This window comes from Cupriavidus sp. C2SS-8b (assembly GCF_057073745.1).
Map to the genome: position 1 here is coordinate 2,226,862 of NZ_CP172716.1, position 13,566 is coordinate 2,240,427.

Annotated in this window: 8 protein-coding genes and 1 other RNA gene; 5 read left to right on the forward strand and 4 right to left on the reverse strand. The window is 66.7% G+C overall.

The genetic code is table 11. The features are described from left to right. Positions 1-20: 20 nt before the first annotated feature. Positions 21-2,501: an adenosylcobalamin-dependent ribonucleoside-diphosphate reductase gene (locus ACIGJB_RS10290; RefSeq protein ID WP_483729753.1), complete on the reverse strand. Its 2,481-nt coding sequence runs from the start codon at positions 2,499-2,501 to the stop codon at positions 21-23. A 132-nt stretch (positions 2,502-2,633) separates the two neighbouring features. Between ACIGJB_RS10290 and ffs the strand changes: the two genes are divergently transcribed. Further along, an RNA gene (gene ffs / locus ACIGJB_RS10295) (signal recognition particle sRNA small type) lies at positions 2,634-2,732 on the forward strand. A gap of 223 nt (positions 2,733-2,955) precedes the next feature. On the opposite strand, the gene ACIGJB_RS10300 is transcribed toward ffs, so the two are convergent. The 3 genes from ACIGJB_RS10300 to ACIGJB_RS10310 form a co-directional block, all read right to left on the reverse strand. Further along, complete coding sequence (locus ACIGJB_RS10300) at positions 2,956-6,549, reverse strand: UvrD-helicase domain-containing protein (RefSeq protein WP_483729754.1); 3,594 nt, start codon at positions 6,547-6,549, stop codon at positions 2,956-2,958. Beyond that, positions 6,546-9,425 carry a PD-(D/E)XK nuclease family protein gene (locus ACIGJB_RS10305; protein WP_483729755.1) on the reverse strand — a complete coding sequence of 960 codons (2,880 nt, stop codon included), beginning with the start codon at positions 9,423-9,425 and terminating at the stop codon, positions 6,546-6,548. The genes ACIGJB_RS10300 and ACIGJB_RS10305 overlap by 4 nt, the downstream gene beginning before the upstream one ends. Positions 9,426-9,585: 160 nt before the next feature. After that, on the reverse strand, positions 9,586-9,861 hold the full coding sequence (locus ACIGJB_RS10310) for a hypothetical protein (protein WP_483729756.1): 276 nt from the start codon (positions 9,859-9,861) through the stop codon (positions 9,586-9,588). Positions 9,862-10,286: 425 nt separating this feature from the next. Between ACIGJB_RS10310 and trxA the strand changes: the two genes are divergently transcribed. The 4 genes from trxA to ACIGJB_RS10330 all read left to right on the forward strand — a co-directional run bounded on the left by trxA (position 10,287) and on the right by ACIGJB_RS10330 (position 13,452). Next, positions 10,287-10,613 (forward strand): thioredoxin TrxA, encoded by a 327-nt coding sequence (gene trxA, locus ACIGJB_RS10315; RefSeq protein WP_029046118.1) that lies wholly within the window; start codon positions 10,287-10,289, stop codon positions 10,611-10,613. A gap of 185 nt (positions 10,614-10,798) precedes the next feature. Continuing rightward, the gene (rho, locus tag ACIGJB_RS10320) at positions 10,799-12,061 is read left to right on the forward strand and encodes a transcription termination factor Rho (RefSeq protein WP_483708503.1); all 1,263 of its coding nucleotides are present in this window, start codon (positions 10,799-10,801) and stop codon (positions 12,059-12,061) included. A 98-nt stretch (positions 12,062-12,159) separates the two neighbouring features. Then, positions 12,160-13,017, forward strand: a complete 858-nt coding sequence (locus ACIGJB_RS10325; protein WP_483729757.1) for a M90 family metallopeptidase — start codon at positions 12,160-12,162, stop codon at positions 13,015-13,017. Positions 13,018-13,191: 174 nt separating this feature from the next. Beyond that, positions 13,192-13,452 (forward strand): type B 50S ribosomal protein L31, encoded by a 261-nt coding sequence (locus ACIGJB_RS10330; RefSeq protein WP_483708505.1) that lies wholly within the window; start codon positions 13,192-13,194, stop codon positions 13,450-13,452. Positions 13,453-13,566 lie beyond the last annotated feature (114 nt).

The window sequence follows — 13,566 nt, forward strand, 5'->3', positions numbered from 1 at the left end:
TGGGCTGGCGCCGGGCCCGGTCAGCCGCATTCCCCCACGTATCCGCAGTTGGCGCACTTGGCACAGCCGTCCACTTTGTGCAGGGCGTGCGCGCCGCACTCCGGGCAAGGTTTTCCCGTGCCGAGGGCCGGATTGACCGGGGCAGCAGCAGTGGCGCCCTCCCCGTTCTCCGCCGCGACCGCGCCGCCCTCGCGCCTGGCCAGCCGCGCCGCCAGCCCGGCCACCGGCACCTGGCCACCTTCGGCGTCCAGGAAGCCGCGCTTGATCAGGATGCGCTGCAGCGCATACCCGATGGCCGCGACCTCCGAATCATGGAAGCGCGGCACCTCCGTGCCATCCTGCCGCACCAGCGTGCCATAGCGCACCGTGCCCTTGTCCCACACGACATTGCGCATGTCGGCGAGCGACTTGGCCACCGACCCGCCCGAGCGCGCCACCATCGACAGCAGGCGCATGGTCGATGTGATCCACTGCTGCCCCTCGCTGCGCTGCCCGGCCGGCATGAAAAACTCGATCGGCCGCTCGATCTCGACCGGTTTGCCATCGAGCATGCCGCTGACCCGCATGAAGTTCACGGTCAGGTAGACAGTCTTGTGGCCCTCGTAGGTCATGTAGTCGAGCTTGGAGGTCACACCTTCCAGGTCGCCGACCGGGCGGCTGCCGAACGGGCGCACCAGCGGATCGTCCGCCGCGGGCGCCGCGACAGGCGCCGCCGCCGGCGTGCTGACGGACAGCACGGCACCGAGCACGCTGTTCGGCCGGTAGGTCGCCAGCCCCTTCAGCCCCGCCTTCCACGCCTCGAAATACAGATTGCGGAACGCCTCGTAGGGATAGTCCTCCGGCACGTTGACGGTCTTGCTGATGCTCGTGTCGATATAGGGCTGCACGGCCTGCAGCATCCGCATATGGTCTAGCGCCGACATCTGCAGCGCCGTCACGAACGCGTCCGGCAACTGCTCCATGTCGGCACCCGTGTGACGGTAGAGCCGCCATGCGTGGTCGGCCACCTCGTAGGCGCGGTAGGTGTTGTCCGGCATGCGCTTGCGGCGGTTGTACGTCCACGAGAACGCCGGCTCGATGCCGTTCGACGCGTTGTCGGCAAACGCCAGCGTGATCGTCCCCGTCGGCGCGATCGACAGCAGGTGCGAGTTGCGCAGTCCATTGCGCCCGATCGCCTCGCGCACGGACTGGGGCAGCCGGCTGGCGAAGCCGCTTTGCAGGTAGGCCTCGGCATAGAACAGCGGGAACGCCCCCTTCTCCACGGCCAGTTCGGTCGATGCCAGGTAGGCTTCGTCGCGCATGCGCTCGGCGATGCGGGCGGCAATTTCGCGTGCCGGCTCGCTGTCATAGCGCAGGCCGAGCATCACTAGCGCACTGCCAAGCCCCAGGAACCCCAGGCCCACGCGGCGCTTGGCCTGGGCCTCGGCCCGCTGCTCGGGCAAGGGCCAGAACGTAGCGTCGAGCACGTTGTCCAGCATGCGCGTGGCCACGCGGACGACCTCAGCGAACGCATCGAAGTCGAATTCGCTGTCCGGCGTGAACGGCTTCCGCACAAAGCCCGTCAGGTTGATCGACCCCAGGCAGCAGCAGCCATACGACGGCAGCGGCTGCTCGGCGCAGGGATTGGTCGCTTCGATGGTCTCGCAGTAATAGAGGTTGTTGTCGGCGTTGATGCGCGACAGGAACAGGATGCCCGGCTCGGCGTGGTCGTAGGTGGCGTGCATGACCTGGTCCCACAGCAGGCGCGCGGGCATGCGGCGGTAGACCCATTGGCCGTCGTCGCGACGGTACGCGCCGCTGGCGATCAGGTCGGCGCCGGGCTCGGCCTCGTGTATCAGTTCCACCTCGTCGTCGCCCTCCACCGCGCGCATGAACGCATCGGTGACCCCGATCGAGATATTGAAGTTGCTCAGTTCGCCCTTGTCCTTGGCGTGGATAAAGCTCTCGATATCCGGATGGTCGCAGCGCAGCACGCCCATCTGCGCGCCGCGCCGCGCGCCGGCCGACTCGACCGTCGCGCATGAGGCATCGAACACCTTCATGAAGGACACCGGCCCCGAGGCGCGCGAATGCGTGGCGCGCACCAGCGCGCCGGCCGGGCGGATGGCTGAGAAGTCATAGCCGACGCCGCCGCCGCGCCGCATGGTTTCGGCAGCCTGCGCGACCGCGGTGTAGATGCTGGGCCGGCCCTCGCGCGGCTCCGACACGGAATCGCCGACGGGCTGCACGAAGCAATTGATCAGCGTGGCCTGGATGCCTGTGCCCGCAGCGGAATTGATGCGCCCGGCCGGCACGAAGCCGTTCTCCTGCGCCCACAGGAAGCGCGCGGCCCAGGCTTCGCGCTGGTCGTCGGCCTCCACCTGCGCCAAGGCGCGCGCCACGCGCTCGCGCACGTCCGTGACGCTCTGTTCTTCGCCCTTGGCGTATTTTTCCAGCAGGACTTCGGTCGAGATTTCCTGCGGCGCCAGCGCGCCGCGGAGGATCTGGTCATTTGCGTTCATGTCTTGGCTCACTATTCGTGTCCGGATTGGGCAGCCGGTATGCTCGTGCCATGACAGCGGATATCGCCTGTCCCAAATCAAGCCTGATGCAATTTCAACGCAGTGCGCCACTCTGGGTTACAATAGCGGTCGGACGGGCCTCCTCGCATGGTGGCGCGGTCAACCTGGTCAGGTCGGGAACGAAGCAGCCATAGCCGTTTTCCACCAGTGCCGAGGGCCAGGCTCGTCCACCTCATTCCTCCCCGCTTTACTGCCTGACGCCCGCTTCCCGCCATCCGTTCGGAACATGGGCCGTCCCGCAAAAATCCCCTACGTATCTCCAGGCTTTTCCGGCAACTTGTTGCAGCCGGCCACGCAGCGCATTCCGTCACTTTAGTACAGCGAGATGCCGGGCGCCGCCTCCTGCATTCTGCGCCGATTCGGGCGAGACAGCAGGACGCGGCCCGTCAGGCGTTCAGAACAAGGAGCCTTGCACCGGCTCCATAGCCGGCGCGGACAGCGCTTCGACCGGAATCCACTCGCCATTCGACGTGGCCACGCCAGCCTCCACCGGCTTGCCGGCGAACATCGGCGCCACTGCAGCCATATAGCGCATAAGCTGGGCACGATAGGCGGCATGTTCCTGCGGCAACAGACGCAGCTTGTAGTCGATGATGACGACCCTGTCCTCGAACTCCACCAGCCGGTCGATACGCAGCAGCCTGCCCCGCGCGTCGTAGAGTTCGACCTCATTGCGCGCGGACATCGCATCGAAAGGCTGCAGCAGCCGCGACAGCGCCGGAGCCGCGAGCATTGTCTGCACCGCGCCGACGGCCTCTTCAACCTGAGTCTGCCACGCCTGCCGCGCGCCGGGCGAGCCGGCTCCCGCCAGCGGGAACCAGCGCAGCACGGTCGGCACGTCCGGCACGGCATCGAACGCATCGGGATAGCGCGTGATCCGCTCCAGCAGTGCGTGGATCAGTTCGCCATGGCGGGCCGCGGCGGCATTGAAGACGATGCCTTCGGATTCATCGGCCGACGTTTCAAGCAGTAGCTCACCCATGCCGTCGGCATCATCATCAAAGGCCACCACGTCCGCCGCATCGCGATAACGCAGCCGGAAATCCGTGAAACGCACAGGCTCACTCAAGCGCGAAGCGGGCAGGTTGTCAGCCACGGTGGGCGGACGCTCCGCCACGGCCTCTGCCACGCCGGCGGCTTGCAGTCGCACATACCAGCTGCCCGCGATCTCGCTGCCCGCTTCGGCTTCGGCGTTGCGGCTCGCCCGCCCCCTGACGCCGCTGACCAGCAAACCCTGTTGCGCGCGCGTCATCGCGACGTATAGCAGGTTCCAGTTCTCGCGCTCGCCCAGCGCGGCTTCGGCCTCGAACAGCGGCGCGCGGGCCAGCCCGCGCTCGCTGCGCTTGCCGTAGGCGGAGAAATGCCGGGGCACGCGCGACTCCGGCGACCAGTCGATCAGGATGCCGCCACGATCGGGTGCCGGGTCACTGTGGTTCGCATCGAGCAGCACGACGAACGGCGCCTCCAGCCCCTTGGCGGCGTGGACAGTCAGGATATGCACCGCATCGAGACCCGCCTGCGTGGGGTCCTCGTCGGCGGGTTCGGCGTCGTCCGCCATGCCGCCCTCGTCAGGGCTTTCCTGCTCGTCGCCGCGCCGGATCTCCTGCAATTCGTCGATGAACTTTGGCAGGCTGGGATAGCGGCCGCCGTCCAGGTCGAGCGACAGCTTCAGGAACGCATCGAGGTTGGCCAGCACCTGCTCGCGGATATCCGGCGGCGCCGCTTCGGCATAACGCCGCCGCACTTCGCCGCCGTGGAAAATCTGGTCGATCAGGTCGTGCACGGCCTGATGCGGCGCGAGCCGCAACCAGTGCCGCAGCCTTGCCACGCCTTCGCGGACGGCATCGGAGCAGGACTCCGGCACGCCGCCTGCCTCGATGCGCGCCCACCAGCCGCCCTCACCTTCCTGTTGCGACAGCGCGATCAGGTCATCGTCGGTGGCACCGACCAGCGGGCTCTTGAGCACGTGGGCCAGGTCCAGGTCCGACTCCGGCGTCATCAGGAACGCCAGCAACGCAGACAGGTCCAGCGCCTCCAGCGTGGCCAGCAGGCCGCCACGGCGCGGGCTCAGGCACGGGATGCCGGCCTCGCGCAGGGCGCGCTCGTAGTCCGCCAGATGGGTCTTGCGCCGCACCAGCAGGTGCATATCGCTCCAGCGCGCCGGCCGCTGCGCGCTGCCCTCATGCACCGGGACCGTGTCGTGGATATGGCGCAACCATGCCGCGACGCGCCGCCCCTCTTCCAGGCGCAGCGAATCGCCTTCCTGGCGCCGCGGCTGCAGCAGCGTGTCGCGATGGCCAGCTTCGGATGCCGCATCCGAAGACGCGTCTGCCTCTTCGGCAGGTGCATCATCCGATCGGCTGTCCTCCGGTTCAACCAGTGGAAGCAGCCAGACCGGGCCGCCGCCTTCCGGCAACGCGGTGGTCTGCGTCTCGTAAAGCGGATAGCGGCCCTCGCCTCGCGCGGCATCGAACACGGCGTTGACCCACGCCAGCACTTCGGTGCGGTTGCGGCGGGTGCGGTTGGTGCGCAGCACCGTGGCCCCGAATTCCGCCTGAAGCATCGCGCTTGCGGCACCGAACAGGCGCGCGTCGGCGCGGCGGAAGCGGTAGATCGACTGCTTGGGATCGCCGACCAGGAACACCGTCGGCCGCTCGCCCAGGCCCGCATAGCCGGCCAGCCATCCCTGCAGGATGCGCCACTGCAGCGGGTTGGTGTCCTGGAATTCGTCGAGCAGCAGGTGGCGGTAACGCGCGTCGAGGCGCACCTGCAGGTAGGTGGCGGTTTCCTCCTCGGCCATCAGGCAGGCGGCCTGCCACTCGAGGTCGGCGAAATCCATCGCGCGCTGCTCGCTCTTGTACTGCTGGTAGCGTTCCAGCAGTGCGTCACCAAGGCGATAGAGCGCCAGATTGACGGCAAGCACCGCGGCCTCGCAGCGGCGCGCGCTGATCTCGTCGAGCATCGCGCATAACTCGCCGTGCTGCGCCACCAGCGCATCGGCCTGCGATTCCCCGCCGGCCGCCTTGACCAGCGCGCTGGTTCGGCGCAGCGAACGCGGACTGCCCGCAGCAGTGAAGAAGGCCGTGCGCAACAGGCCGAACGCGTGCTCGGCCGGCTTGCCGGCGGCCGCTCCGTCCTCGCGCCAGCTGCCGATGGCAATCAGCGCGTCCTGGATCCGGCCCGCGTGCGTTTGTTCGGTCTTGCCGCCGGCGCCGAGCCGCGACGCCAGCGACTGGCACATTTCGAGCCATGTTTCGTCACTGAGCACCGGCACCAGGACGTCGCCCTGCGCATCTTCGCCAAGGCAATCGGTCAGCGCCTGGGCGGGATCGCCGCCTTCGCGCATGGCCCACCACTCGCTGCGTGCATGGAACATGGCATCGAGCAGGCCACGCGCCTGGAACTCGCCGACGGCATCCACCAGCGTCTCATAGGCCTGCCGCAGCTCGGCATAGCGCGGCGCCGCGAGCGAGCGCCAGACCGGCGCCCACGCTTCACGCTTCATGCGTAGCGAGTCCTCGCGCAGGGACGCGCCCGGCACGACGCCGGAGGCAAGCGGCGCGCCGCGCAGCAGCGTGCCGAACCAGCCGTGAAAAGTGTCGATGGCCATGCGTCCGGGCGCCGACAGCACCTGCGCATGCAGGCGCCGCGCACGCGGCAGAGCTTCATGCGCGGCCTGCGTCGACATGCCGCGCATGACCAGCGCCTCGACCACCGCCTCGTCGCTGTCGCGCGCCATCTGTGCGAGCACTTCCAGCAGGCGCTCGCGCATTTCCTCGGCCGCCTTGCGCGTGAACGTGATGGCAAGGACTTCGTGTGGCGCGGCGCCAGCCAGCAGCAGGCGCACCAGGCGCGCCACCAGCAGCCAGGTCTTGCCGCTGCCGGCGCAGGCTTCCACCACCACGGAGCTGGCGGGATCGCAGGCCGCGCGGGTGAAATCGGGCTCGCTGACGGGTTGGCCGTCGCGCAGGTAGGCGTGGACTGTCATGATGTCAGCACCGGCACGGCGGTGGATTCCCAGAAGCCCTTGCGGCACAGGCCGCGGGCACTGCAATACGTACAGGCCGACGCGTCGCCGAACGCCGGCAGCCGCGCGCCCTGGCGCAGGCGCATGACGTCGTCGCGCATCTGCCGCTCCAGCCACGCCACGGCGGCGTCGAAATCCGGCAGGTCGACTTCGCGCTGCGGCGCGGCGGCGCCTTCGCGCGCACCCTCCAGCGCCACCCAGCTGCCGCCGACCGCATCGGCACGCAGCAGGCCATAGAACGGCAACTGGCAATCCTCCTCGACCTCGCTGGTCTTGCGCTTGAGGCGCGTGGCGCTCTGCGTCTTGTAGTCGAGCACGGCATGCGTGCCATCGGGTCCCTGGTCGAGCCGGTCGATGCGGCCGTTCAGCCGGATCGGCTTGCCGTCCGGCATGGGCAGGTCCACGCCCGCGTCGACCTCGCCGCTGCGCCAGAACCATCCCTGCGCTTCGCGCGCGGTCTGCCAGGACACATAGGAGGGCAGCACTTCGCACCAGCGTCGGTAGTAGCCGATCGCATTGCCATCCTCGGCCATCAGCGCGCCGAAGACGTCGTCGGAGATTTCGCGCAAACGGTCGAGACGCGCCGCTTCCGGAACCGCTTCGTCGCGTTCGCGCCGCGCCAGCAGTTCGCGGTGGTAGTGCAACAGCACGCGGTGCAGCAGGTCGCCGATATCGCGCTTCTCCAGGTCGTCGCTGACGATTTCGAGCCCGGCCAGTCCCAGCATGCGGCTGGCGAAAAACTGGTAGGGACAGCGGCGCAGCATGTTGTAGGCCTGCGCGCTCCAGCGGGCAGGCACCAGCTCCGGTGCCGCCGGCGCGGGCATGCCGCGCGTATCGGCGAACGTCTGGTGGATGAGCGGCGCCATCGCCGCTTCAATCGTCACGCCCGCACGCGCGCAGCATGCGGACAGGCGCTCGATCCAGCCGGACACGTGCTTGGGTTCGCCGCGGCCGCCCAAGCGCTGCCAGGTCAGCACCACGTCGTCGTTGTTCAGCAGGACTTCCGCGAGGTCGCGCGCCTGCTGCGCAAAACGCGCTTCGCGGTCTTCCAGTTCCAGCTCGCGGCGCATCTGGTTGGAGAAGAACATCAGCTCCGCGGCGCTGGACGGCAGCTGCGCGTCGTCGCAGCCCACCACCACGACCCCGTCGAAGCGCCGCATGCGCGCGCCGTTCAGCGGCAGGATCGTGATCCGCGCCGCGCCGTTGGCCGATGGCTCCTTGTACGCCACCGACTCCAGCAACGCAGACAGCATCGAGCGGAATTCCGCCTGGGACAGCGTGGCGTGCGCACTGGTTTCGTCGGACGGCAGCTCTTGCAACCGCGCCAGCGCGTCAAGCAGCTGGCGGCCAGCCTCCTCCGCGGCGAGCGCGGCGCGCATGCCGAGCGCGTCGAGCGTGCCCTCCAGGCAACCGAGCCACGTCGACAACGGATGCTGCGCAATGCCGCGCGGCCAACGGGCCGCCTCATCGGCGAGCACGAGAAGCAGGTCACCCGCGCTGCGGCGCACCGCTTCCGCACGCTGGACTTCCGCATCGTCGGCGTCTGCCGACACGGATGGCAACGCGCCGGACAGGTGGCGCAGCCGGTCCCATCCGCCGCTGATACCGTCGCGCCGGACCTGACGCTCGATCAATGCGATAGCGGCGCCGCGATCCGGAAACTCGGGCAGGCAAAAGGGACTCTTCAGCAAATCGAGCAGCGCGGCAGTGTCGCCATCGCGCACCAGCAGGTCGAACCAGCGCATCAGCGCCGCGGCCGCGCGCGTGGTAGAGAGCTTCCAGCCGGTTTCATCGCGCACGGGTGCCCCCGCACGGGCCAGCAACGCCCGCACGCGCCTTGCGACGACGCGATCGTGCGCGACCAACGCAATGTTGCGCCGGCCTGAGTTGAGCCATTGCACGAGCTGATCGGCCGCGGCGGCCGCTTCATCTTCGAAGCGGGCCGCGCCGATGACGCGAATCGATGGCCGCGCTTCCGGCAACACGGGCAGGGCCTGCGTGAATGGCGGCGCATCGTCGTCAGTGGCGATCCGTGCCTCGGGCCACAGGGCAACCAGCGTCTCATACCAACCGGCGGCTTCGTCGTTGCTTTGGACTTCGTTGGCACCGGACCAATCGTAGCCAACCGCGAGCACCGGCACCAGCTCGGCAGCATCATTCAGGAACGCGGACTCGATCGGCGTCGGCGGCGTCGGGGCAATCCACACGACCGGCCCGCCGAGTTGCTGGGCAAGCTGCCGCAACGCGCGCCGGCGCGATGGCATGGGATCGTCCGGGCCTGACAGCGCTTGCCAGAACGCCAGCACGATGCGCGCCTCCTCGCCGAGCATCCGCTCGGTCAGATGCGCATAGGTCCGTTCCAGCGCGCCCTGCAGCAGCGATGCACGATCGGTGCCGTCCATGGCTTCGCCATCGCTCACGGCGACGTCTTCGAGCCAGCGCGTATTGAGTTCGTCGCAGATCGACAAGAGGGTCTGCGCCAGGCCCCACGCCGCGGATTCCGTTTGCGCGCCGAACGAGCGCCTCAGCCAGTCCTGCGCGCGCACCGCCTGCTGCACGGCCAGCAGGCGCGCAGCGGGGCTGCGCACCGGCGTGCCATCTGGCGGCAGGTCTAGCAGCCAGTGGCCGAGCGTCACGACGCGCGGCAGCAACCGCGGCCGGCCGGCCGCGCGCGCCACGGCATCGAGCGCCATGCGCACGCCTGGAATCTGCGCCGCGGTCGGCACGGCCACATGCGCGGCGGCTTCCGGCACACCGCAGTGGTCAAGAAAATGCCAGGCAGCCGCAGCCGCCTGGTCGAGGAAATCCGGGCCGGGACGAAAGCGGAGTGGTGTCATGGGCGCGCGTGCCGCGGGTCACGCGGACTGCGGAAGGCAAAGGGTGAAAACAAGGGAAGGAAACAACGGCTATTGCGGGAACAACGAAGGCCGCTGCCCGCGCACTGAAATGTCAGCGCGCGGGGCGATCTGCAAATCGCGCGGGCAGCCCCGCGCCGGATCAATCCGAACCGCCCTCCAGCCGCGCCCGGATCTCGCGCGCGGTTTCGAGCAGGCCTTCATAGCCCGAGCGCGCGTGTTCGGGCAGGTCCGGATCGCCGACCAGCGTGCCCAGGGTCTCGATGATGCTGTACACCAGCCCCTTGGCTGCGCCGCTGGCAATGCTCTCAGTCTCGACCGCGCTGCTGATGTGATCCAGCGCGTCGCTCAGGTGTTCCACATCCGGAGACGCCGGCTCGGCGTCGGGCTGCGTGGGCTTGCGGGAATCAGGATTCATGTCGATGGCCTTGTCAATGGCGCATGGCGCGCAGGAAGTGCTGTACTTCTATTCTACGCGTCCGGCGGGCGCATCCGGCACACGTGCGGAGCGAATCAGAGTCATGGACAACGTGCGGCATAGCCCACATTGCCGATTGCGAAAATCTCTCGGCGCCATTGAAACAACCATTCATGCGCCTCGCAAATCCGAGGCAGAATATATGCACCGCCGTCGATTATCCAGACTGCCGATGGGCTCTTTTGGGGGCCGTCTTGAAAATCCGCAAACTGGTAACATATCGACGAAACCGGGCGCGCAACAGCCGCCGTCGCGGAGAATCCCCGAAGGTACCGTCAGGCGAATCCGGGGATTCTCGTGTAAGGTAGCAGTTCGGCCATTCCCAGCCATTGACATAAACAGAGCGAAACCAGAGGTTTTCCGCCATGAGTGAACAAATCAAGTATGTGAGCGACGCCTCGTTCGACGCCGACGTCCTCCAGTCCGACAAGCCGGTCCTGCTCGACTTCTGGGCGGAATGGTGCGGCCCCTGCAAGATGATCGCCCCGATCCTGGACGAAGTGGCCAAGGACTACGGCGACAAGCTGCAGGTCGCCAAGATCAACGTCGATGAGAACCAGCAAGTGCCGGCCAAGTTCGGCATCCGAGGCATCCCGACGCTGATCCTGTTCAAGAATGGTGCGGTCGCGGCCCAGAAGGTCGGCGCACTGTCCAAGTCGCAACTCACGGCGTTCCTCGACGGCAACCTGTAAGCGGTTGACTCGCCGGAGCCCAGGCATGGGCTCCGGGTTTCCCACAATCCGATGTGCGTGCGCCACCCCCTGGCGCGCCGGTCGGATTGTGCTAAGATGCCACCAACAACTTCCCCGAGCGTTCGCTCATTTCTTTCCCCCTTCCCTCTAGGTCTCGCCCGTCCGGGCTTCTGTACCCCTTGTCTATGCACCTGACAGAACTCAAATCGCTTCACGTGTCTGCGCTTCTCGAAATGGCGGCAACGCTCGAGATCGACAACGCACAGCGGATGCGCAAACAGGAACTGATGTTTGCGATCCTGAAGAAGCGCGCCAAGATGGGCGAAACCATCTACGGCGACGGCACGCTGGAAGTTCTGCCGGACGGATTCGGTTTCCTGCGCTCGCCGGAAACCTCGTACCTGGCCAGCACGGATGACATCTACATCAGCCCGTCGCAGATCCGCCGCTTCAACCTGCATACCGGTGATTCGATCGAAGGCGAAGTGCGCACGCCCAAGGACGGCGAGCGCTACTTTGCCCTGGTAAAGGTCGACAAGGTCAACGGCCAGGCGCCCGAGGCGGTGAAGAACCGCATCATGTTCGAGAACCTGACGCCGCTGCATCCGAACCGGCCGCTCCAGCTCGAACGCGACATCAAGGCCGAAGAGAACATCACCGGCCGCATCATCGACATGATCGCGCCGATCGGCCGCGGCCAGCGCGCGCTGCTGGTGGCATCACCGAAGTCTGGCAAGACCGTGATGCTGCAGCACATTGCACACGCGATCGCCAACAATCATCCGGAAGCGGACCTGTTTGTGCTGCTGATCGACGAGCGCCCGGAAGAAGTGACCGAAATGCAGCGCTCGGTGCGCGGCGAAGTGGTGGCGTCGACCTTCGACGAACCGGCCATCCGCCACGTGCAGGTCGCCGAAATGGTGATCGAGAAGGCCAAGCGCCTGGTCGAACTGAAGCGCGACGTGGTCATCCTGCTGGACTCGATCACCCGCCTGGCGCGTGCCTACAACACGGTGGTGCCGGCCTCGGGCAAGGTGCTGACCGGCGGTGTCGACGCCAATGCGCTGCAACGCCCGAAGCGTTTCTTCGGTGCCGCGCGTAACCTGGAAGAAGGTGGTTCGCTGACCATCATCGCCACCGCGCTGATCGAAACCGGCAGCCGCATGGACGACGTGATCTACGAAGAGTTCAAGGGCACCGGCAACATGGAAGTGCACCTGGAACGCCGCCTTGCGGAAAAACGCGTCTATCCGTCGATCAACCTGAACAAGTCCGGTACGCGCCGCGAAGAACTGCTGATCAAGCCGGACATCCTCCAGAAGATCTGGATCCTGCGCAAGTTCATCTCCGACATGGACGAAGTCCAGGCCATGGAATTCATCATGGACAAGATGAAGGCGACGAAGAACAACGTGGAGTTTTTCGATATGATGCGCAGAGGCGGCTAAGCCTCCGGCATCTTCGCCCACCGAACAAAAAGGCGTGCCGCGGCACGCCTTTTTGTTTTGTCGCATTGCCAGGGCCGGCTTTTATTCCTCACCGCACCATGCTCGGCAAACTGACCCGATTCCTGCGTACCCGCTCGAAAGCCCGCAAGCTCGAGCACTACGCCATTCCCGATGCGCTGTGGGAACGCACCGTAGCGGCGCTGCCGTTCGTGCGGCGCTACGCCGAGGACGACCGGCGCGCGCTGCGCGAACTGGCCACGCTCTTCATCGCCGAAAAGGAATACTCCACCGCGCACGATCTGCCGCTGACCGACGAAATGGTGGTTAGCGTCGCGGTGCAGGCCTGCGTGCCCATCCTGCGGCTCGGGATCGAGTGGTATCGAGGCTGGCACGGCATCGTGCTGTATCCGGGCGAGTTCGTCATCCGGCGCACGGTGCAGGACGAAATCGGGCTGGTGCATGGCGTCGTCGAGGAGGCCAGCGGTGAAGCGTGGGAACACGGCCCGGTCATCCTGTCCTGGCCCGATGTCGAGATGCCGGGCGGCGGCCTCGATACCGAGCACGATGTGCCGGCCGACACCTACAACGTGGTGGTCCATGAATTTGCCCATAAGCTGGACATGCTCGACGGCGAACCCGACGGCGTTCCACCGTTCTCCCGGGTATTGCACCCCGGCGTCGATGCCGAAGCCTGGGCGGAGACCTTCCTGAGCGAGTACGACCGTTTCGCCGAAACCTGGGACCAGTATCCTGCGACGGCCTGGGAGCACCCAGAACGGCTGCCGCCGGCCTTGCGCCTGATCGACCCGTACGGCTGCGAAGCACCGAGCGAATTCTTCGCGGTGACGGCGGAGGCATTTTTTGTCGAACCGACAGGCCTGAAACGTCACTGGCCAGTGGTGTATCAATGCCTGGCAACTTTTTTCCGGCAGGACCCGGCCGGCACATCGGCGTAAGCTGTCAAATCCGCGGCTCGCCGGCCCGAGGGGAATTGCCGTTGCGCTTCCCCAAGCCATTGTTTTTCTGCCATAATCCCGGTTTGCCCGTAATCGGCAAGTGGTTCGTCTCGCGCCGCGGCAATGGGCCGGCAGCGCGCAACGGACTGGCTACCCAACCAGAAAGGAATCACCATGAAAGAAGGCATCCACCCGAATTATCGCGAAGTCGTGTTCCAGGACATGTCGAGCGACTTCAGCTTCATCACGCGTTCGACCATCCAGACGCGCGACACGATCGTGAGGGACGGCAAGGAATACCCGCTGGCCAAGATCGAAGTCTCGTCGGAATCGCACCCGTTCTACACCGGCACCCAGAAGATCATGGACACCGCCGGCCGCGTCGAGAAGTTCCGCCAGAAGTTCGGCAGCAAGCTGGGCAAGGCTGCGAAGTAATCGCTCCTGCGAACACCCGTTTGCGCGGCGCCAGCGGACCGATGTTCCGGCGCCACGCAGACCCGCAAAGAGGCAGCAGCGGCTGCCTCTTTGCATTTGTGCCCTCCTTACCGT